The 20201-nt window shown below is 72.8% G+C and carries 18 protein-coding genes; 11 read left to right on the forward strand and 7 right to left on the reverse strand.

Annotated features, from left to right (window positions below):
* Window positions 1-199 precede the first annotated feature (199 nt).
* Both V6U89_RS26585 and V6U89_RS26590 read right to left on the reverse strand, forming a co-directional pair.
* Window positions 200-976, reverse strand: a complete 777-nt coding sequence (locus V6U89_RS26585; RefSeq protein WP_334574754.1) for a DeoR/GlpR family DNA-binding transcription regulator — start codon at window positions 974-976, stop codon at window positions 200-202.
* Window positions 977-1016: 40 nt separating this feature from the next.
* On the reverse strand, window positions 1017-3053 hold the full coding sequence (locus V6U89_RS26590) for a beta-galactosidase (RefSeq protein WP_334574756.1): 2037 nt from the start codon (window positions 3051-3053) through the stop codon (window positions 1017-1019).
* A gap of 277 nt (window positions 3054-3330) precedes the next feature.
* On the opposite strand from V6U89_RS26590, the gene V6U89_RS26595 reads away from it, so the two are divergent.
* The 9 genes from V6U89_RS26595 (at window position 3331) to V6U89_RS26635 (ending at window position 12878) form a co-directional block, all read left to right on the forward strand.
* Window positions 3331-4656, forward strand: a complete 1326-nt coding sequence (locus V6U89_RS26595; protein WP_334574758.1) for an ABC transporter substrate-binding protein — start codon at window positions 3331-3333, stop codon at window positions 4654-4656.
* A 21-nt stretch (window positions 4657-4677) separates the two neighbouring features.
* The gene (locus V6U89_RS26600) at window positions 4678-5637 is read left to right on the forward strand and encodes a carbohydrate ABC transporter permease (RefSeq protein WP_334574760.1); all 960 of its coding nucleotides are present in this window, start codon (window positions 4678-4680) and stop codon (window positions 5635-5637) included.
* Window positions 5634-6545, forward strand: coding sequence for a carbohydrate ABC transporter permease (locus V6U89_RS26605; RefSeq protein ID WP_334574762.1), 912 nt, complete (start codon window positions 5634-5636; stop codon window positions 6543-6545). Before V6U89_RS26600 ends, V6U89_RS26605 begins: the two co-directional genes overlap by 4 nt.
* 62 nt (window positions 6546-6607) lie before the next feature.
* Window positions 6608-8824 carry an alpha-galactosidase gene (locus tag V6U89_RS26610; protein WP_334574764.1) on the forward strand — a complete coding sequence of 739 codons (2217 nt, stop codon included), beginning with the start codon at window positions 6608-6610 and terminating at the stop codon, window positions 8822-8824.
* Between the two features lie 113 nt (window positions 8825-8937).
* Window positions 8938-9330 carry a YciI family protein gene (locus tag V6U89_RS26615; RefSeq protein WP_334574813.1) on the forward strand — a complete coding sequence of 131 codons (393 nt, stop codon included), beginning with the start codon at window positions 8938-8940 and terminating at the stop codon, window positions 9328-9330.
* 3 nt (window positions 9331-9333) lie between these two features.
* On the forward strand, window positions 9334-10587 hold the full coding sequence (locus V6U89_RS26620; protein ID WP_334574815.1) for an RNA polymerase sigma factor: 1254 nt from the start codon (window positions 9334-9336) through the stop codon (window positions 10585-10587).
* Between the two features lie 28 nt (window positions 10588-10615).
* Window positions 10616-11083: an SAM-dependent methyltransferase gene (locus V6U89_RS26625; RefSeq protein WP_334574765.1), complete on the forward strand. Its 468-nt coding sequence runs from the start codon at window positions 10616-10618 to the stop codon at window positions 11081-11083.
* 164 nt (window positions 11084-11247) lie between these two features.
* A complete protein-coding gene (locus V6U89_RS26630; protein WP_334574767.1) occupies window positions 11248-11664 on the forward strand; it encodes a YciI family protein in 417 nt (138 codons plus the stop codon).
* Entirely contained in the window at window positions 11664-12878 is a 1215-nt protein-coding gene (locus V6U89_RS26635; protein WP_334574769.1) for an RNA polymerase sigma factor, read from the forward strand. Before V6U89_RS26630 ends, V6U89_RS26635 begins: the two co-directional genes overlap by 1 nt.
* 314 nt (window positions 12879-13192) lie before the next feature.
* On the opposite strand, the gene V6U89_RS26640 is transcribed toward V6U89_RS26635, so the two are convergent.
* A complete protein-coding gene (locus V6U89_RS26640; protein ID WP_334574771.1) occupies window positions 13193-14146 on the reverse strand; it encodes a cellulose binding domain-containing protein in 954 nt (317 codons plus the stop codon).
* Window positions 14147-14575: 429 nt separating this feature from the next.
* Between V6U89_RS26640 and V6U89_RS26645 the strand changes: the two genes are divergently transcribed.
* Complete coding sequence (locus V6U89_RS26645; protein WP_334574773.1) at window positions 14576-15538, forward strand: TIGR03557 family F420-dependent LLM class oxidoreductase; 963 nt, start codon at window positions 14576-14578, stop codon at window positions 15536-15538.
* The gene (locus tag V6U89_RS26650; RefSeq protein WP_334574775.1) at window positions 15535-16434 is read left to right on the forward strand and encodes an alpha/beta fold hydrolase; all 900 of its coding nucleotides are present in this window, start codon (window positions 15535-15537) and stop codon (window positions 16432-16434) included. The genes V6U89_RS26645 and V6U89_RS26650 overlap by 4 nt, the downstream gene beginning before the upstream one ends.
* 106 nt (window positions 16435-16540) lie before the next feature.
* On the opposite strand, the gene V6U89_RS26655 is transcribed toward V6U89_RS26650, so the two are convergent.
* From V6U89_RS26655 to V6U89_RS26670, 4 genes are all read right to left on the reverse strand, one after another.
* A complete protein-coding gene (locus tag V6U89_RS26655; protein ID WP_334574777.1) occupies window positions 16541-17779 on the reverse strand; it encodes a hypothetical protein in 1239 nt (412 codons plus the stop codon).
* A complete protein-coding gene (locus V6U89_RS26660) occupies window positions 17776-18297 on the reverse strand; it encodes a SigE family RNA polymerase sigma factor (protein WP_334574779.1) in 522 nt (173 codons plus the stop codon). Before V6U89_RS26660 ends, V6U89_RS26655 begins: the two co-directional genes overlap by 4 nt.
* A gap of 74 nt (window positions 18298-18371) precedes the next feature.
* On the reverse strand, window positions 18372-19151 hold the full coding sequence (locus tag V6U89_RS26665) for a hypothetical protein (protein ID WP_334574781.1): 780 nt from the start codon (window positions 19149-19151) through the stop codon (window positions 18372-18374).
* A gap of 233 nt (window positions 19152-19384) precedes the next feature.
* On the reverse strand, window positions 19385-20194 hold the full coding sequence (locus V6U89_RS26670; RefSeq protein ID WP_334574817.1) for an endonuclease/exonuclease/phosphatase family protein: 810 nt from the start codon (window positions 20192-20194) through the stop codon (window positions 19385-19387).
* Window positions 20195-20201 lie beyond the last annotated feature (7 nt).

The raw sequence follows: 20201 nt of genomic DNA on the forward strand, positions 1-20201 counted from the left end.
CGTGGTGATGACGGCGCTGACCAGGTCGGCCAGGAAGCTCGCGTTCTCCAGCGTCGACACCAGCGCGACCGTGGCGAGCAGGGAGGCGAGGAGGATGGGCCTACTGACCGATTCCGTCAACCACGCAGGGTGGCACGACCAATGGCGTTACTGCTCGCGCCCGCGCCGGACGGCGCTCCACGCTGATGGGGACCGCCGGTCAGTCGGCCTCGACGACGACCAGCTCGCCGACCTGCTCGCCGATCTGGCGGCGCCCTTCCGCCGGCAGCTTCGCGTCGGTGATCAGTACGTCGGCCTTGTCCAGCGGGGCGATGGTGGCGATGCCGATGGTCTCCCACTTGGTGTGGTCGGCCAGCACGACCAGTCGCCGGGCGGCGCTGATCAGCCGCCGGTTGACCGCCGCCTCCAGCAGGTTGGGCGTGGTGAAACCGGTACGCGGGCTCATCCCGTGCACGCCGAGGAAGAGCAGATCGACGTTGAGGGAACCGATCGCCGCCTCGGCGACCGGCCCGGTCAGCGCGTCCGACGGGGTGCGGATGCCGCCGGTGAGCACCACGGTCTGGTCGGCGCGCGGGTTCTGGTAGAGCGCGTCGGCGACCGGGATCGAGTTGGTCACCACGGTCAGCCCGCGTACGTCGGCGAGCATGGTGGCCAGCGCGGCGGTGGTCGTACCGGCGGAGAGGGCGATCGCCATGCCGGGCTCCACCATGCCGGCGGCGTGCCCGGCGATGGCGCGCTTCTCCCCCTGCTGACGGATCGACTTGGCGGCGAAGCCGGGCTCCTCGGCTGAGCCGGGCCCGGCCAGGGTCGCCCCGCCGTGCACCTTGTCGATCAGCCCCCGCTCGGCGAGCACCTCCAGGTCCCGTCGGATGGTCATGTCGGAGACCCCGAACCTGCTCACCAGGTGGCTGACCCGCACGCCGCCGCGCTGCCGGATCAGTTCCAGGATGGCGGTCTGCCGTTGCTGGGCGAGCATCGAGCCTCCTAACCGGGCGGACGGGGAAACGGTACGCAGGTCAGGCCGTCGCCGTCGGCGCGCCGACCGCGACTGGACCAGCGTGTTCCTCCCGGACCACCGCCACCTCGCCGGCCGGCACGCGCAGTTCACCGGTGCAGCGTGCGCCGCCGAGCAGCTCGGTGCCGGTGACGTCGAGCCGGACCTCGGCGTCGGTGTGGTTGACCACGAAGAGCCAGGACCGGTCGCCGTCGCGGCGGCGGACCACCTCGACGCCGGTCGGCGCGGCCACCGGGGGACGCGCCCCCGCCTCGGCGAGCAGTCGGGCCACCAGCCGGTCGGTGGCCGCCTCGTCCAGCCGGGTGCCGACGTACCAGGCGGTGCCCCGGCCCACCCGGTGCCGGGTGACGGCGGCGACCCCGGGCAACGGCCCGTCGGCGTACGAGGCGAGCACCTCGGCGCCCTCCGGGTGCAGCCACTCGGTCCACACGTCGGCGGTGGCGCCGTCGTCGAGGCGTACCCTCTCGCCCTCGCGCAGCGGGAAGAACTCCTCGGTGCGGACGCCGAGCAGGTCGCGGAACGCCCCCGGGTACCCGCCGAGGCGGATGTGGTCGTGCTCGTCGACGATGCCGCTGAAGTAGGTGACCAGGGCGGTGCCGCCGCCGTCGACGTAGCGGCGCAGGGCCTCGGCGTCGGCGTCGCGGACCAGGTAGAGGGTCGGCACGAGGACCAGCTGGTAGCCGCTGAGGTCGGCCGAGGGGTGCACCACGTCGGTGGTGACGCCGGCCCGCCAGAGCGCGCCGTACAGCGCCTGGAGCCGGTCGACGTAGCTGACGTCGACGCTGGGGTGCGAGTCGAGCTCGGCCCCCCACCAGGCCTCCCAGTCGAACAGGATCGCCACCTGGGCGTCGACCCGGCTGCCGCGCACCTCGGCGAGGGCCTTCCGGTCGGCGCCGAGCTGGCATACCTCGCGGAACACCTTGGTGTCCGGGCCGGCGTGCGGCACCAGCGCGGAGTGGAACTTCTCCGCCCCGGCCCGGGAGGCCCGCCACTGGAAGAACAGCACCCCGTCGGCGCCGCGCGCGACGTGCGCGAGGCTGTTGCGGCGCAGCTGGCCGGGGGTCTTGGCGATGTTGCGCGGCTGCCAGTTGACCGCGCTGGTGGAGTGCTCCATCAGCAGCCAGGGGTCGCCGCCGGCGACGCCGCGGGTGTGGTCGGCGGCGAGCGCCAGCCCGAGGTGCGACAGCGGGTCGGCGGCGGTCAGGTAGTGGTCGTTGGAGACCACGTCCACGTCGGACGCCCAGGAGTGGTAGTCCAGGTACTTGATCCCGGTGCCGATCATGAAGTTCGTGGTGACCGGCTGCCGGACCAACCGGGCGAGCACCTCCCGCTCGGCGCGCAGCTGGGCCCGCTGCTCGTCGGAGGAGAAGCGCAGGAAGTCCAGCTGCTGGGTGGGGTTGGCGAAGGTCGGCGCGCTGCGGGGCGGGTTGATCTCGGCCCAGTCGCCGTACCGCTGGCTCCAGAAGGTGGTGCCCCAGGCCGCGTTGAGGGTGTCCACGTCGCCGTAGCGCTCGCGCAGCCAGCGGCGGAACGCCTCGGCGCTGACGTCGCAGTAGCAGTGCACGTTGTGGCAGCCCAGCTCGTTGGAGATGTGCCACATCACCACGGCCGGGTGCTCGGCGTACCGGCCGGCGACCGCCTCGACCAGGGCCAGCGAACGCTCCCGGAAGATCGGCGAGCTGGGGCAGTACGCCTGCCGCCCGCCGGGCCACAGCACCGTGCCATCGGCGGTACGGGGCAGCGTCTCCGGGTGCCGGTGGGCCAGCCACGGTGGCGGGCTGGCGGTGGCGGTGGCCAGGTCGACGTTGATGCCGCCGTCGTGCAGGACGTCGAGGGCCCGGTCCAGCCAGCCGAAGTCGTACCGGCCGGGAGTCGGTTCGAGCAGGGCCCAGGAGAAGATGCCGACCGAGACCAGGTCGACGCCGGCGCGGCGCATCAGCGCCACGTCCTCGGCCCAGACCTCCTCCGGCCACTGCTCCGGGTTGTAGTCCGCGCCGTAGAAGATGCCGTCGCCCTGCCAGGTGCCGTGCTGCCGCATGAGTGCAGAGAGTGCCCCCGATGACCGCGCAAGTCAACACTTTCCAACATCGACTCGTTTCCAACGTTTACCAACGGGATCCCTTGTCAACACTGCGGTATCGATCCCGAGCAGCCCTCTTGACACGGCCCCACGGAGGGGTAGCTTCAAGCGCCACCGGCTGTTCTTGTTCGCCAATGTTGGATCTCGGTGATTCTGTGTTGGCATTCGCGGACCCGCCGGCACCTCCACCACTGACCACCTTGGGCGCCGCACCTCTTCATCCGCAGGAGGCACCATGTCCCGTCCCCGTACCGAAGCCGAGTACCTCGCCCGGCTCGTACCGCCCTCCGTCGCCGGCATCGGTCGGCGCTCGCTGCTCGCCGGCGCGGGCGCGGGCGCGCTGCTCGGCACCGGCCTGCTGGCCGGCTGCGGCTCCGACTCGGACTCCGGCTCGGACAGCAAGACCGTGTCGATCGGCTCGAACCAGTCGGACCCGAAGCCGAAGGAGGTCATCGCCAAGGTGATGACCGGCTTCCAGACGGCGTCCGGCATCGAGCCGAAGGTCAACACGGTCGACCACAACACGTTCCAGGAGAACATCAACAACTACCTGCAGGGCAAGCCGGACGACGTGTTCATGTGGTTCGCCGGCTACCGGATGCGGTTCTTCGCGGCCAAGGGGCTGGCCGGCGACCTCAGCGACGTCTGGGGCAAGCTCTCCGGCTACTCCGACGCGTTCAAGAAGGCCTCCACCGGCGACGACGGCAAGCAGTACTTCGTGCCGTCGTCGTACTACCCGTGGGCCGTCTTCTACCGCAAGTCGGTCTGGCAGCAGCGCGGGTACCAGGTGCCCAAGACGCTCGACGACCTCAACGCCCTCGGCGCGCAGATGAAGAAGGACGGCCTCACCCCGATCGCCTTCGCCGACAAGGACGGCTGGCCGGCGATGGGCACCTTCGACATCCTCAACCTGCGGATCAACGGCTACCAGTTCCACGTCGACCTGATGGCCGGCAAGGAGGCCTGGACCTCCGACAAGGTGAAGAAGGTCTTCGACGCCTGGAACGGGCTGCTGCCGCTGCACCAGGCCGACAGCCTGGGCCGCACCTGGCAGGAGGCCGCCCAGTCGTTGCAGCAGAAGAAGAGCGGCATGTACCTGCTCGGCCTCTTCGTCGCCCAGCAGTTCAGCAACGAGGAGCAGGACGACCTGGACTTCTTCACCTTCCCGGAGGTCGACTCGACGATCGGGGCGAAGGCCCTGGACGCGCCGATCGACGGCTACATGATGGCCCGCAAGCCGAAGTCCGAGGCGAACGCCAAGAAGCTGCTGGAGTACGTCGGCTCGAAGGCCGCCGCGGACATCACCGTGAAGAACGACCCGAGCACCCTGGTGGCCAACGGCGGCGCCGACACCAGCGGCTACACCGCCCTGCAGAAGAAGGCCGCCGAGCTGGTCGGCTCGGCCACCGAGATCGCCCAGTTCCTCGACCGCGACACCCGGCCGGACTTCGCCTCCACCGTGATCATCCCGGCGCTCCAGCAGTTCATCAAGAACCCGAAGGACATCGACGGGCTGCTGACCAGCATCGAGAACCAGAAGAAGTCGATCTTCACCAGCTGACGGCGAGAGGGGGAGGACCTCGTGTCCGACCTGCCCCTGATCCAAGCGGATCGCGCCGTGCCGTCGCCGGCCGCGACCACCACCTCCACGGGTGGTCGCGGCCGCCGGCTACGGCTCCTGTCCCGCACCGACCGCGTGGTGATCACGCTGATGGTGCTCGTACCGCTGCTGCTCGTCGTCGCGCTGGTCTGGCTGCCGGCGGTGGCCACCGTGGCCCTCTCCGGCACCGACTGGGACGGCATCGGCCCGCTCAGCGAGATCGAGTGGGTGGGCGGTCGCAACTACTCCGACGTGGTCAACATCTACCCGCCGTTCGTGCCGGCGGTGCAGAACAACCTGCTCTGGCTGGCGGCGCTCTTCGTGGTCGCCACCCCGTTCGGGATGTTCCTCGCCGTGCTGCTGGACAAGGAGATCCGCGGCAGCCGGTTCTACCAGACCGCGCTCTACCTGCCGGTGGTGCTCTCGCTGGCGCTGATCGGCTTCGTCTGGCAGCTCATCTACTCCCGGGACCAGGGCCTGCTCAACGCCGTGCTCGGCGGCGACACCGACTGGTACGGCGACCCGAACGTCAACATCTGGGCGGTGCTGATCGCCGCCGGCTGGCGGCACGTCGGCTACATCATGCTGCTCTACCTGGCCGGCCTGAAGGGCGTCGACCCGTCGCTGCGCGAGGCCGCCGCCGTCGACGGCGCCTCGGAGACCAGCACCTTCTTCCGGGTGGTCTTCCCGGTGATGCGGCCCATCAACATCATCGTGCTGGTGGTGACGGTGATCGAGTCGCTGCGCGCGTTCGACCTGGTCTGGGTCATCAACAAGGGCCGCAACGGACTGGAACTGCTCTCCGCGCTGGTCACCCAGAACGTGGTGGGCGAGGCCAGCCGGATCGGCTTCGGCTCCGCACTGGCGACGATCATGCTGGTCGTCTCCCTGGTCTTCATCACCATCTACCTGGCCACCGTGATGAGGGAGGACCGGCGATGAGCGCGTCGACCATGACCCGCGAGCCGGCGGCCGACGCCCCGGCGAAGCGCCGCGCGCCGCTGCGTCCGGCCCGGGTGGCCCTGCACCTGTTCCTCGGTGCGGTAGCGATCGGCTGGCTCTTCCCGATCATCTGGGCGGTGCTGACCTCGCTGCGGTCGTACGACTACACCGCCGCGAACGGGTACGCCTCGCTCGGCGGCTGGACCTTCGACAACTACGTCACCGCCTGGCAGACCGCCGAGTTCGGCAAGCACTTCCTCAACTCGGTCTGGATCACCGTCCCGGCGGTGCTGCTGACGCTCTTCCTGGCCTCCTGCGTGGCGTTCGTGATCGCCCGGTTCAGCTGGAAACTCAACATCGTCCTGCTCGGGCTCTTCACCGCGGCCAACCTGCTGCCCCAGCAGGCGCTGCTGATCCCGCTGTTCCGGCTCTTCACCGAGGTGCCGCTGCCGGAGTTCATGAGCGACTCGGAGCTGCTCTACGACAGCTACTGGGGGCTGATCCTGGTCAACGTCGCCTTTCAGTGCGGCTTCTGCGTCTTCGTGCTGAGCAACTACATGAAGGCGCTCCCCCGCGACCTGTACGAGGCGGCGATGGTCGACGGCGCGAGCGTCTGGCGGCAGTACTGGCAGGTGACCATGCCGCTGTGCCGGCCGGCCCTGGCGGCGCTGGCCACCTTGGAGGTGACCTGGATCTACAACGAGTTCTTCTGGGCCACCGTGCTGATGCGCAGCGGCGACAAGTTCCCGGTGACCAGTTCGCTGAACAACCTGCGCGGGGAGTTCTTCACCGACAACAACCTGGTCTCGGCCGGCTCGGTGCTGGTCGCCATCCCCACGTTGGCGATCTTCTTCCTGCTCCAGAAGCAGTTCGTCCGGGGGCTGACCCTCGGCGCCTCGAAGGGCTGACCTCGCCGGCCGCCGGGCGTCGTCACGGGGCCCGGCGTGCCCGCACGGAGAAATGAGCGGTCATGACAAACCCGTCCGTCATCCACCTGCGCCGGGCGGCGACCAGCCTGGTGCTCGACGGGCGCGGCCCGGGCCTGCCCCGGGTCGTGCACTGGGGTGCCGACCTGGGCCCGCTGCCCGCCGACGACCTGCCCGCCCTGGTCGACGCGACCGTCCCGCCGGTCGTGCCGAGCAGCTTCGACGCGCCCACCGTGCTGTCCCTGCTGCCCGAAGCCAGTGCCGGCTGGAGCGGCCGTCCGGGGCTGACCGGACACCGCAACGGACGGGACTGGTCGACCGCCTTCCGCCTCGACGGGCTCGACGTGTCGGACGGTGGCCCCGACCCGGGCCGCGTGGCGCTGGGTGGCGATTCGGTGGTCGTATCCGAAGAAGACAGCAAGCCCGACGAGTCCGGCGCGGCGCGGGTGACCGTGCGGGCGTCGGACCCCGGCGCGGCACTGTCGCTGACCATCGAGATCACGCTGGACGCGCATGGCCTGCTGACGCTGCGGCACCGGCTGCGCAACGACGGCGACGCTCCCTACGAGCTGCGTGAGCTGACCCCGATGCTGCCGGTGCCGGCGGTCGCCACCGAACTGCTCGACCTCACCGGACGCTGGTGCCGGGAACGCGCGCCGCAGCGGCACCCGTGGCCGATGGGCGCCTGGGTGCGGGAGGGCCGGCACGGGCGGACCGGGCACGACGCCACGCTGCTGCTGGTGGCCGGCACGCCCGGCTTCGGCTTCGGCCACGGCGAGGTGTGGGCGGTGCACACCGCCTGGAGCGGCGACCACGTCACCGTCGCCGAGCGCCGGCCCACCGGCGAGTCCACCCTGGGCGGCGGTGAACTCCTCGCCCCCGGCGAGATCGTGCTCGCCCCCGGCGAGGAGTACCACACTCCCCTGCTGTACGCGGTGCACTCCGCCGCCGGCCTGGACGGGCTCAGCGACGTGCTGCACCGCCACCTGCGGGCCCGGCCCGAGCACCCGGGCACGCCCCGACCGGTCACCCTGAACGTCTGGGAGGCCGTCTACTTCGACCACGACCTGGCCCGGCTCACCGCGCTGGCCGACCGGGCCGCCGAGGTGGGCGTGGAGCGGTTCGTGCTCGACGACGGCTGGTTCCGGGGCCGCCGGCACGACCGGGCCGGCCTGGGCGACTGGTACGTCGACGACGGGGTCTGGCCGGACGGGCTGCAACCGCTGATCGACCACGTACGGGGGCAGGGGATGCAGTTCGGCCTCTGGGTCGAGCCGGAGATGGTCAATCCCGACTCCGACCTGTTCCGCGCCCACCCGGACTGGGTGCTCGCCACACCGGGCCGCCTGCCGCTGGAGTGGCGCCACCAGCAGGTGCTCGACCTGGCCAACCCGGAGGCGTACGCGCACCTGCTCGGCCGGCTCGACGCGCTGCTCACCGAGCACCCGGGCATCGCGTACCTGAAGTGGGACCACAACCGCGACCTGACCGAGGCCGGGCACCGGGGCCGGCCGGGGGTGCACGCGCAGACCGTGGCGGTCTACCGGCTGCTCGACGAGCTGCGGCGCCGGCATCCCGGCGTGGAGATCGAGAGCTGCTCCTCCGGCGGAGCGCGGGTCGACCTGGAGATCCTGCGCCGCACCGACCGGGTCTGGGCCAGCGACTGCAACGACGCCCTGGAACGGCTCGCCATCCAACGCTGGACCGGGCTGCTGCTCCCGCCCGAGCTGGTCGGCACCCACCTCGGACCGGAACGCTCGCACACCACCCACCGGGTGCACGACCTGGGCTTCCGGGCCGTCACCGCGCTCTTCGGCCACCACGGCATCGAGTGGGACATCGGGTCGGTCGACGCCGCGCAGCGCACCGAGCTGGCTGCCTGGGTCGCGCTGCACAAGCGGCTCCGCCCGCTGCTGCACTCCGGCCGGGTGGTCCGGGTCGACCACCCCGACCCGGCCGTGCAGGCTCACGGCGTCATCGCCCACGACGGCTCCCAGGCGGTGTACGCCGTGTCCCGGCTGACCACCTCCGCCGCGCAGGTACCCGGGGCGGTACGCCTGCCGGGCCTGGACCCGGCCCGTCGCTACGCGGTACGCCCGCCGGCGGGCCTGCCGGAGCCGGCGGTGCTGCAGCTGACCGAGCCGGGCTGGCTGCCGAAGGGGGTCACACTGAGCGGGGCGGTGCTGGGCACGGTCGGGGTGCAACTGCCGGCGCTGCACCCGGAACAGGCGCTGCTGCTGGAGGTCACCGCGGTCGGCTGAGAAAGTTCGGAATTCTTTCCCGACGGATGTCGAGAACCGGGGCGGCGGCTTCTACCTACGGGTGCAAGCACCGAGAATCGGTGCTCGGACGTGAGGAGCCAGCCGTGAAGTACATGCTGCTGATGCAGTTCAGCGCCGCCGGGACCGACTTCCCCCCGATCGACACCTGGTCGCGGGAGGAGATCGCCGCGCACATCGGGTTCATGCACGAGGTGAACGAGAAGCTCGCCGCCGACGGCGAGTGGGTCCAGGGCGAGGGGCTGGGCGGGCCGCAGCAGGCGCGCATCGTCCGGGCCGGCGCGGGCGGCGCCCCGGTGGTCACCGAGGGGCCCTTCGCCGAGACCAAGGAGTTCCTCGCCGGCTGGTGGATCGTCGACTGCGAGACCCCGCAGCGGGCCGTCGAGATCGCCGCGCACATCTCCACCGCGCCCGGCCCCGGCGGCCGGCCGCTCAACATGCCGATCGAGGTCCACCCGGTGATGTCGGCACCGACCCAGGAGATGTGACGACTGGACACCACGAACCGCACCGTCGAGGACCTGCTGCGCGAGCTGGCGCCGCAGGTCCTCGGCGTGCTCGCCCGCCGCTTCGGTGACTTCGCCACCGCCGAGGACGCCGTCCAGGAGGCGCTGCTCGACGCGGCCACCCAGTGGCCCACCGAGGGCCTGCCGGACAACCCGCGCGGCTGGCTGGTGCAGGTCGCGTACCGCCGGATGATCGAGCTGGTCCGGGCCGAGACGGCCCGGCGCGAGCGGGAGGACCGCGCCGCCCGGCGCGAGCCCGACCGGCGCGGGGCCGCCCCGGCGGCGGACGAGTCGCTGGCCACCGACCGGGACGACACCCTGGTGCTGCTCTTTCTCTGCTGCCATCCCACGCTGTCGACCGCGTCGGCGATCGCGCTGACCCTGCGCGCCGTCGGGGGTCTCAGCACCGCCGAGATCGCCCGGGCGTTCCTGGTGCCCGAGGCCACCATGGCCCAGCGGATCAGCCGCGCCAAGCAGCGCATCCGGGACTCCGGGGTGCCGTTCCGGCTGCCCGACCAGCGGGAGCGGCAGGAGCGGCTGGCCGCCGTGCTGCACGTGCTCTACCTGATCTTCACCGAGGGGCACACCGCCACCCTCGGCCCCGACCTGCGCCGGATCGACCTGTCGGAGGAGGCGGTCCGGCTGACCCGGGCCATGCACGCGCTGCTGCCCGACGACAGCGAGGTCGCCGGGCTGCTCGCGCTGATGCTGCTCACCGACGCCCGGGCCGCCGCCCGCACCGGCCCGTCCGGCGAGCTGATCTCGCTGGCCGACCAGGACCGGTCCCGCTGGGACGCGACCGCGATCGCCGAGGGCACCGCGCTGGTCACCCGGGCGATGACCCGGGGGCCGGTCGGGCCGTACCAGCTCCAGGCCGCCATCGCCGCGCTGCACGACGAGGCGCCGACCGCCGAGGCCACCGACTGGCCGCAGATCCTGGCCCTCTACCAGGTGCTCGAACGGCTCTCCGGCAATCCGGTGGTGGCGCTCAACCGGGCGGTGGCGACGGCCATGGTGGAGGGTCCGGAGGCCGGCCTCGCCGCGCTCGCCGCCCTCGCCGCCGACCCCCGGCTGGCCGGGCACCACCGGCTCGACGCGGCCCGGGCCCACCTGTACGAGATGGCCGGCGACCGGGACCGGGCCGTCACGCACTACCGGGCGGCGGCCGGCGGCACGACCAGCCTGCCCGAGCAGCACTACCTGCGGATGCGGGCGGCCCGGCTGTCAGTGGGCGAGTAGGTCGGCGGCGCGCGGATAGCCTCTGGCCATGCCGAGCTTCGAGATCACGCCGATAGGTACGGTCCGGAACGACCGGACGGACATCCAGCACACGGACAACTGGGGTGCCGTTCGCAGCACGATCACCATCGACGAGCGCTTCGGCGAGGCGTGCCTCCAGGGCCTGGAGGGCTTCTCCCACGTGGACGTCCTCTTCATCTTCGACCAGTTCCCGGAGCACGGCGACTACCGCGAGCCCCGCCCCTACCGCGGCCGCTCCGACCTCCCGCCCGTTGGTGTGTTCGCCGGCCGCGGCCCCCGCAGACCGAACCGCATCGGGGTGACGTGCTGCGCCATCGAATCCGTCCACGGCCGCGAATTGACGGTGCTGGGCCTCGATGCGGTCTCGGGCACCCCGGTCATCGACCTGAAGCCGACGATGGTGGAGTTCCTCCCGGTCGACATCAAGCAGCCGGAATGGGTCAGCCGCGTGATGTCGGAGTACTTCCAGCCGTAGCGTGGTTCCGGTCCACCGCCTGCCGCCCCCGCGCGATGCTGTTTCCCCCGAGATGGCTGCGTCGCGGCGAGAGGTTTCTCCGGGGCCGTGTCGATCCGGGGGCCGCTCGTTCGACGTGGGGGTGCGAGGGCCGAGAGGCGGCCCCGCCGGATGAGGAGAACGCGATGCCGCAGTACATGCTGATCATGCGGGGCACCGATGAGTCGAACGCGGCCATGATGGCCAACGTCGACGAGATGATGGCCGCGACCCGCCGGTTCATCGAGGAGACGGCCAAGGCCGGCGTTTACGTCGCGGCCGAAGGGCTGGACGATCCGGGCCAGGGCGTCGTGGTGCACTTCAGCGACGAGGCCCCGGTGGTCACGGACGGGCCGTACGGAGAGACCAAGGAATTGTTCGGGGGCTTCTTCCTGCTCGATGTCGCCTCGAAACAGGAGGCGGTCGAGTGGGCCAAGCGGGTCCCGTCGGTCCCCGGTTCCAAGATCGAGATCCGGCGGGTGCCCGGGGAGGACGAGGTCCCGCAGGACAGCGGGAAGTTCGTCAGGGAAGGGGCCTTGCGCGAGAGCAGCGGCCAGATCTGATGGGTACGGCCGACGTCGAGGCCGTCTGGCGGATCGAGTCGGCGCGGATCGTCGCCGCGCTGACCCGGTTCACCGGCGATTTCGGGCTGGCCGAGGATGCAGCCCAGGAGGCGGTGGCTGAGGCGCTGGTGTCGTGGCCGCTTGCCGCTCCGGCCAATCCGGCCGGCTGGCTGATGGCCACGGCCCGGCGGCGGGCGATCGACGCGATCCGCCGCCGGATCGCCCTGCAGGACCGGTACGCCCTGCTGGCGGCCGACCCGGCGGTCGACGACGAAATCGACCCCGACAAGATCGACGATGACATCCTGGCCCTGATGTTCGTCAGCTGCCACCCGGTGCTCTCCCCCGAGGCCCGGGTGGCGCTGACCCTGCGCGTGGTCGGCGGCCTGTCCAGCGAGGAGATCGCCCGCGCGTTCCTCGTGCCGGTGCCGACCGTGCAGGCCCGCATCACCCGGGCCAAGAAGACGATCGCGGCGGCCGGGGTGCCGTTCGAGCTGCCGCCGGCCGGCGAGCGCCGAGACCGGCTGGGCGGCGTGCTCAGCGTCCTCTACGTGATCTTCACCGAGGGGTCTACGGCCACGTCGGGCGACCGGCTGCTGCGCCCCGACGTCGCGTACGAGGCGATCCGGCTGGCCCGCACGCTGGCCGCGCTGCAGCCGGACGAGCCGGAGGTGCACGGCCTGCTGGCGTTGTGCGAGCTGACGGCCGCGCGCTTCCCGGCCCGGACCGGCCCGGACGGTTCGCCGGTCCTGCTGGCGGACCAGGACCGGCGGCGGTGGGACTTCTCGGCGATTCGCCGTGGGCTGGCCGCGCTGGTCAAGGCATCGGCTCGCGGCCTCGGCCCCTACGGCCTGCAGGCCGCGATCGCCGCCGCCCACGCGTCGGCGCCCTCGGTCGAGGCGACCGACTGGGACCGGATCGTGGTGCTCTACGAGGCGCTCGGCCGGGTCGCGCCCTCGCCGGTGGTCGAACTCAATCGGGCCGTCGCCGTCGCCATGGCCTCGGGTCCGGCGCAAGCCCTGGCCATCGTGGACGAGCTGATCGCCTTGGACCGGCTCCCCGGTTCGCATCTGGTGCCAACCGTACGCGGGGAGCTGCTGGCGCGTCTCGGGCGGCGACCGGAGGCGCGCGCCGAGCTGGAGCTGGCGGCCCGGCTCTGCGCCAACCAGCGCGAACGCTCGGTGCTGCTGCGCAAGGCGGCCGCGCTGGGCTGACCTCTCCACTCGGCCAGCCGGGATTCGAGCGCGTCCCGGATGCCGTCGATCGCGTCGCCCCTACACCAGGCGCAACGGCGGCTCGCCATGCCGGCGCCCGCGACGATCGCGTCGACCACGTCGACCGAATCCCCGAACGCGGACGGCGGAAGCGCGCGGACGCGCCTGCCGGGTGCACTTTCGGAGAAAGAGTGGCCTTGGAAGCCGGAATGGCCACCCTTTCTCTGAAAGAGGGCGCCGTACACACTCATCGCGTAGTCGGCAGGGGAGGTGGCCGGGTCCGTGCGGGCCCGGCCACCGGTGGTACGACTCGGTCAGCTCGCGGTGCAGGTCACCGCGGGCGCGGGGTTGGTGCCATTCCAGCTGGCGATGAAGCCGAAGCTGGTGCTGGCGCCGGCGCCGAGCCGGCCGTTGTAGTCGACGTTGCGGGCGGTGTACGCCGCACCGGAACTGCTCAGCGCGGTGTTCCAGGACTGGCTGACCGCCTGGCCCCCGGTGAAGGTCCACTTCGTCGTCCAGCCGGTGATGGCGGCCGAGCCGGCGGTCACCGTGACCTCGCCCTGGAAGCCGCCCTGCCACTGGTTGACGATGGTGTAGCTGGCCGTGCAGCCGCCGGACGGGGGCGTCGTGGGCGGCGGCGTGGTCGGGGTGGGGGTCGTCGGCGTCGGCGTGCTGCCGGAGTAGACCGAGGCTTCCCTGGCGGTGGCCTTGATCGTGTGCGCGAGGCCGCCGGCGCGCAGCCGCTTGATCGCGTTGGCGCTGTCGGTGGCCCAGGTGGCGTAGCCCTGGTTGCCGTACGGCTCGTTGCCGATGTTGACGATGACGTACTTCTCCTGGCCGTTGAGCGCGTCGGCGATGCTCAGCCAGTAGTCGACCGCCCGGTCCAGGGTGATCGCGCCGCTCTGCTCGCCGTAGCCGGTGGTGTCGTGCACCTCCAGCACACAGATCAGCCGGTTGGCCTTGCAGAGCGAGATGACGTTGCTGAGGTCGGCGGCGCTGTTCTCGGCCCAGCGGTCGCCGGTGGCCAGCACCACCCGGACGGTGTTCGCGCCGAGCGCCTTCACGTTGGCGAAGGAGCTGGTCTGCTGCGGGTACCAGGCGTGGGCGTGGTTGACGCCGCGCATGACGAACTCGGTGCCGTTCGCGTCGTAGAGCCGGCCGTTGGCGACCGAGAACCCGGCGGCGGCGTGGGCCGGCTGGACGAACACGAAGACGGCGGCGAGGACGGTGAGCAGGGCGGCGCCGGCGACGGAGAGTCGCTTTCTCACGGCTTTCCTCAGGAAGTGTCGACCCCGTTGCCCTGGCGGGGTTGCGGTGGTTGGTGACGGTCGTGGCGGCTGTAGCCCGGCAGCCGCCGCTCGACTCCCTGATCGTGCGCAGGGATCAGCGTAGGACGATGCGATCGGGAAAGCAACCGGTTAAGTGAGCGGCCCGTTCGGCGGGACGGCCTGTGGCGGCCCACGCCGACCGTGGGCCGCCACAGGGGCGGTCACCCCACCACAGGATGTGTCGCCACCGGCTCTGAACCGGTTAAGTCGGACCTAGGCCCCGCCTCGCGCCCCCGTCAAGGGCGGCCGTCGTCGGACTGGCGAGGGTCACCGCCACGGGTGACGGCCGCGCCGGAACGGGACAGGTGGGGTTGACCGGCACCGGGCGGGGTATCCCGTGACGATCGTGGGGCGGAAGGAGAAACCAGGATGGTCACCGTCGGCTACACCCTGATGTGCGAGCAGGCCGGCCCGAAGCAACTGGTCGACTACGCGGTGCGGGCGGAGGCGGCCGGCTTCGACCAGCTGGTGATCTCCGACCACTACTACCCGTGGCTGGATTCCCAGGGCCACTCCCCGTACGCCTGGTCGGTGCTCGGCGCGGTCGCGCACGCCACCAGCCGGGCCGAGCTGATGTCCTTCGTGACCTGCCCGATCCTGCGCTACCACCCCGCCGTCGTGGCGCAGAAGGCCAGCACCGTCGGCGCGCTCTCCGACGGCCGGTTCACCCTCGGCCTCGGCGCCGGCGAGAACCTCAACGAGCACGTGGTCGGCGGCTGGCCACACGTGCAGCAGCGGCACGAGATGTTCGAGGAGGCGCTGCAGATCATCCGGCCGCTGCTCAACGGCGAGACGCTGACCTTCTCCGGCAACCATTTCGACGTCCCCGAGGCGTACCTGTGGGACCGGCCGGACCAGCCCGTCGGAATGGCCGTCGCCGCCTCCGGGCCGTCGTCGGCCGCGCTCGCCGCCGAGTACGCCGACGGCATCGTCGCCACCGAACCCGACCGCCGGATCATCCAGCTCTACGACGACGCGGGCGGCGCCGGCCAGCCCCGCTACGGCCAGGTGGCCATCTGCTACGGCCCGGACGAGGCCGAGTGCCGCAAGCTCGTGCACGACCAGTTCCGCTGGTTCGGCATGGGCTGGAAGGTCAACGCCGACCTGCCCGGGCCCGAGGCGTTCGCCGCCGCCACCCAGTACGTCCGCGAGGAGGACGTCGCCGAGGGCATCTCCTGCGGCCCCGACGTCGACCGGCACGTCGAGGCGTTCAAGCAGTTCGTCGACGCGGGCTTCACGCACGTGGCGATCGTGCAGGTGGGCGGCGAGACCCAGCCGATGTTCCTGGACTGGGCGCAGGAGGAACTGCTCCCCCGGCTGCGCCAGCTGTGAGACCCCGGCTCACCGCGCCCGGGCGCTTCGGGGCGTCCGAGCTGCGGCTCGCCCTGGCCGCACCCCGCCCAGCCGCCGGCCTCACCAGCGAGTGGCGGCTGGTGGACGGGCTGCGGACGCACACCCGCCGCTCCCGGAACCCGGGCAGCGACGCCCCTCCGGTGGTGCTGGTGCACGGGCTCGCGGTCTCCCACCGCTACCTCACCCCGCTGGCCGTCGCGCTCTCGGCCACCCATCCGGTGTACGTGCCGGACCTGCCCGGCTTCGGGCTGACCGCGCGCCCCGGGCGGGCGTACGACGTCGGCCGGCACGCCGCGTTCCTGGCGGCCTTGCTGGCCGCGTACCGGCTGCCGCCCGTCTGCCTGGTGGGGCACTCGTTCGGCGCGGAGGTCGTCGCCGCGCTGGCGGCCCGCCGGCCCCGGGCGGTCCGCGCGCTGGTGCTGGCCGGTCCGACCAGCGACCCGGCCGCCCGGTCCCGCCGGGGCCTGCTCGGCCGGTGGCTGCTGGACACCGTGGCGGAGGCGCCGCTGCAGGCCCCCGTCCTGCTCCGCGACGTCTGGGACGCCCGCCCCTGGCGGGTCGCCGCCACCGTGTCGCACTCCGTCCACAACCGGGTGGAGGAGGACCTCGTCCGGGTCGCCGCGCCAACCCTGGTGCTCACCGGAGCCCGGGACACCGTGGTGCCGCCGGCCTGGCGCGCCCAGGTGACCCGGCTGGTCCCCCAGGCCCGCGCGGCGACCGTGCCCGGCGCCGCGCACAACGTGGTGACCACCGCCCCCCGGCAGGTGGCCGACGCGATCCGTACCCTGCTCGCCCCCGACCCTGACAAGGTGGACCCATGCGCATCGGAAACACGGAGGTCCGACCCCTCGGCGGCGGCCTCGGCTGCCTGCTGATGATCCTCTTTTCGATCCTCGCCTCGGTCGTGCTGACGGTGCTGCTCAACGTGATCATCTGAGCCGGTCCCGCGGACCCGCCTCCCGAGCCCGCTGCCACACCCGGTCAGAGGGGGCGCCAGGTCGTCGGATCGGTGGGATTGACGACCAGGCGGATGGCCGCGGCCAGGCGGAGCGCCCCGGAGCGGCCACCCACGGCCTTCAGGGCGGCCGAGGACTCGGTGTCGACCTCGACGACACAGTCGCGGCAGCCGGGCACCTGCCCGACCCGGTAGGCGCCCAGGCCCTTAGGCCCGTCCACGGCCGCGCCGACCCGGCCGTCCACCCGGGTGCTGGAGCCGCCCAGGTCGCTGCCGTCCCCGTCGTACATTCCGTTGCTCACGCCGATCGTGAGGTCCGCACGGTTCCCCTCGTCCCCGGTCGGGCCGGACACGAGGTAGTTCGCGGTGGCGTTCAGCCACCTGCCCTCCCAGGTGCGCAGCTCGACGCCGATGAGCGTCGCGCGGGGCGGGACGTCGAACGGCCGGAACGGCACGGTGACGCGCTGGTCCTGCCAGGTCAGCCCGGCCACGACCTGACGCGCGACCTCCTCCGGCCGCTCCAGGCTCCGGACCGTGACGGAGACCCAGCCGCCCGGGGCGTACTGCCACGACAGCAGCGTCTGTTCCCGGTCGGTGTGCAGATACGCCGGATGCCCGTCCACCGGCGCGACCGGCGCACCGGGAGTCTCCGGCGAGGGCACCTGACCGGTGAGCCCGGAGCCGCGCTGCGGCGAGAAGATGTCGACTCCACGCGCACCCGTCCGGACCGTGACCCACCCGCCGATGCCCATCATCGGTCCCGGCTCCACCGGGCCGCCCGGCACCAGCGGGTCGGGCACGACCGCCTCCACCGACTGGATCGCGACGCCGGTGCGGCTCACCTGATGGATGGCGCCCGGCGGCACCCAGCCGAGCCGGAGCGAGCGTCTGGTCGGGTCGAACCGCTCGGGCGCCACCGTCGGCGCCTCCCCCTGGGTCGTGACCGGGCCGCTCGGGGCGGCCGTGGAGCGGTCCGGGGTCGCGGTGGGACCGCTCGGGCTGGCCGTCGGGACGCTCCGATCGGGCGTCGGCGTGCCTCCGTCGGCGGGCATGGTGGACGTGCCCGGCGCGCCCAGCACCGCGGCGGACCCCAGCAGCACGACGGCGGCGACCGCCGCGACGGCGGCCACGGCGATCCCGCGACGACGGCGCACCGCCCGCTCCCCGGCGACCAGCAGCGTCTCCGCCGGCACACCACCCGCCGGCAGGTCGTCCGCCGCCCGGGCCAGCAACGAGCGGACCAGCGCCTCGTCGTCCCGGTTCACCGGTTCACCTCCGTCCCGTCGCCCAGCGGCAGCCGCCTGCGCAGCGCGGCCAGCCCCCGCGCCGTCTGGCTCTTCACGTTCCCGGTCGAACAGCCGAGCACCTCGGCGGTCTGCTCCACGCTCAGGTCGGCGTAGAAGCGCAGCACCAGCACCACCCGCTGGCCGGGCGGCACCGCCGCCAGCGCGGCCCGCACCGCCACCGCGTCCACGACGGACTCGCCCGGGCCGGACGAGCCACCGCGAAGCTCGGGCTCGGGTGCCCGCTCGAAGAGCTGCACGCCGAACCACCGGGAGCGGCGCTCCTGCCGGAACGCGTTGACCAGCATCCGGTGCACGTACGCGCCGACGTCGTCGGCGCCCCGCGCCCGGCCCCACTTCACGTAGAGCCGGGTCAGCGTCTGCTGCACCACGTCGTCGGCCCGGTGCCGGTCACCGGTCAGCAGGTACGCCGTCCGTCGCAGCCTCGGTGTCGCCGCCTCCACGAACTCGACGTACTCCTGCCGTTGCGCGGCATGCATCGACCACTCCCCGTTCCCGGACGCCGGCGTCCTCACCGTACGGATGGGCACGGGGCCCGCAACGGTTGCACGGCTCAGGGCAGCCGCCAGGCGGACTCGTCGCCGGGGCGGTCGACCAGCCGCACGGCGGCGGCGAGGGCGAGGGCGCCGTCCGGCCCGCCGATCGCGGCGAGCCCCCGGATGGTGAGTGCCACGACCTCGCCGGCCCACTCCCCGCCCGGCCCACCCACCCGGTACGCCCCGAGGCCGCCCGGCGCCGCGTCCATCGCTCGTCCGGCCGCCGTCGTGCCGGCCCGCACCACACCGACGGTGAGGTCCTCGTGCGGTCCCGCCGCGCCGATGACCCGGTACCCGCACCGGGCCCGGTGCCACCGGCCGGCCCGCCAGTCGACCACCGTCGTCGCCCAGCGCGCGCCGTCGGCCGGGGCCACGGCGAGGAAGGGCACCCGGGCGGGCTCCTCCGTCCACACCAGCCCGTCGGCGATCCGCCGCAACGTCCGCTCCGGAGCCGGCAGGTTGGTGCCCAGGACGGTCACCGCCGTGCCGGGCCGGTGCTGCCAGGTCAGCGAGGTGTGCCCGTGGTCCGGGTCGGCGTACAGCGCCGCCGTGCGGCCCTGCACCGACACGTCCGGGCCGCGCCGCCAGCCGCGGTGGGCGGCGGAGGTGTCCACGGCGGACCCCACCCGCACCGACAGCACCCGGCTGCCGGCCATCGGGCCGGTCATCGGGCCCTCCCAGGCGATCAGGGACCGTTCCCCCCGGTGGCTGGCGCACGTCCGGTGGGTCATCCCGTCGGGCAGCCAGTCCGTCCGGAAGAGCGGCCGTACCAGGTCGAGGTCGTTCCTGCCGTGCATCGGTCGCTCCCCCGCGTCGTCAGCGCTGTCACCCAGGTGATGGCCGTGACGATGTGAAGGGTTGCACCCGGGAGTTCACCGGCGCAGCCCCCGCGGCCGGCGCCGGCCGGGTGGGGACCCGGACGGCCTTGATCGACACGACCTGCGGCGTGTCGGGGTGACCGGCGGCGGGGATGCCGCGACCCGCCGCAATCCGGTGTTGGTCAACGGCGGGACGCCAGGCGCCGCGCCGGTCAGGCCGGGGACAGGTCCAGCTCGGCGACGACCGGGTAGTGGTCGGAGGCCCGGTCGGCGTCCCCGCCCCGGACCACCCGCACCTCGCGGGTCAGCGCGGCGACCGGCGCGGTGCCGAGCAGGTAGTCCAGGCGCATGCCGGCGAACTCCGCCCCGCCGTATCCGGTCGGCACGGTGAAGCCGTCCGCCTCCGGGGCACCGGCGGCGCGGGCCGGCCAGAGGTCGACCAGGCCGGCGTCGAGCAGCCGGGCGACGGCCCGGGTGTCCACGGTACGGGCGTCGCGGCGCAGGTGCCGGCGGCGGTAGTGCATCGGCAGGCCCGCCAGCCGGTCGGTGTGGTCCGCAGTGGGTTCCAGCGTGTTCAGGTCGCCGGCGAGCAGCGCCAGCCGACCGCCGGTACGTCGCACGGCGGCCGCCAGCCAGTCCGCCTCCATCCGTCGCCGGCCCCCGGAGTACGGGTTGAGGTGGGTGCTGAACACCGTCAACGGCCCCTGCCCGGTGTCCACCCGTACCCAGGCGGCGGCGTGGTGGAACGGCCGGCGCACCCGGCCGGTGGCCAGCATTCGCAGCGGCGGGCGGACCAGCACGGCCACCGGCTGCCCGAAGCAGGAGCGGGCCAGGTGCGCCCGCATCCCCACCCGGCCCGCCACGTCGTCGAGCAGCCCACCTCGGTCGAAGCCGCGCAGCTCCTGCAGGGCCAGCACGTCCGGCCGCCGCGCGGTGACCACGTCGACCACCAGATCCCGACGGTCGGGCCCGTGCCGGTCCCGGCCGCCGGTCCTGATGTTCCAGGTCATCACCCGCAGCATGGGCGGC

The organism is Micromonospora sp. CPCC 206171, from assembly GCF_036906755.1.
GTDB lineage: Bacteria > Actinomycetota > Actinomycetes > Mycobacteriales > Micromonosporaceae > Micromonospora > Micromonospora purpureochromogenes.

Excerpts from the sequence above, each read along its gene's own strand:
- V6U89_RS26645 (WP_334574773.1), top strand. The coding sequence starts at position 14,576 with ATGGTCACCGTCGGCTACACCCTGATGTGCGAGCAGGCCGGCCCGAAG.
- V6U89_RS26590 (WP_334574756.1), bottom strand. The coding sequence starts at position 3,053 with ATGCGGCAGCACGGCACCTGGCAGGGCGACGGCATCTTCTACGGCGCG.
- V6U89_RS26585 (WP_334574754.1), bottom strand. The coding sequence starts at position 976 with ATGCTCGCCCAGCAACGGCAGACCGCCATCCTGGAACTGATCCGGCAG.
- V6U89_RS26670 (WP_334574817.1), bottom strand. The coding sequence starts at position 20,194 with ATGCTGCGGGTGATGACCTGGAACATCAGGACCGGCGGCCGGGACCGG.
- V6U89_RS26610 (WP_334574764.1), top strand. The coding sequence starts at position 6,608 with ATGACAAACCCGTCCGTCATCCACCTGCGCCGGGCGGCGACCAGCCTG.
- V6U89_RS26625 (WP_334574765.1), top strand. The coding sequence starts at position 10,616 with ATGCCGAGCTTCGAGATCACGCCGATAGGTACGGTCCGGAACGACCGG.
- V6U89_RS26595 (WP_334574758.1), top strand. The coding sequence starts at position 3,331 with ATGTCCCGTCCCCGTACCGAAGCCGAGTACCTCGCCCGGCTCGTACCG.
- V6U89_RS26665 (WP_334574781.1), bottom strand. The coding sequence starts at position 19,151 with ATGCACGGCAGGAACGACCTCGACCTGGTACGGCCGCTCTTCCGGACG.
- V6U89_RS26615 (WP_334574813.1), top strand. The coding sequence starts at position 8,938 with ATGCTGCTGATGCAGTTCAGCGCCGCCGGGACCGACTTCCCCCCGATC.
- V6U89_RS26635 (WP_334574769.1), top strand. The coding sequence starts at position 11,664 with ATGGGTACGGCCGACGTCGAGGCCGTCTGGCGGATCGAGTCGGCGCGG.
- V6U89_RS26660 (WP_334574779.1), bottom strand. The coding sequence starts at position 18,297 with ATGCATGCCGCGCAACGGCAGGAGTACGTCGAGTTCGTGGAGGCGGCG.
- V6U89_RS26605 (WP_334574762.1), top strand. The coding sequence starts at position 5,634 with ATGAGCGCGTCGACCATGACCCGCGAGCCGGCGGCCGACGCCCCGGCG.
- V6U89_RS26630 (WP_334574767.1), top strand. The coding sequence starts at position 11,248 with ATGCCGCAGTACATGCTGATCATGCGGGGCACCGATGAGTCGAACGCG.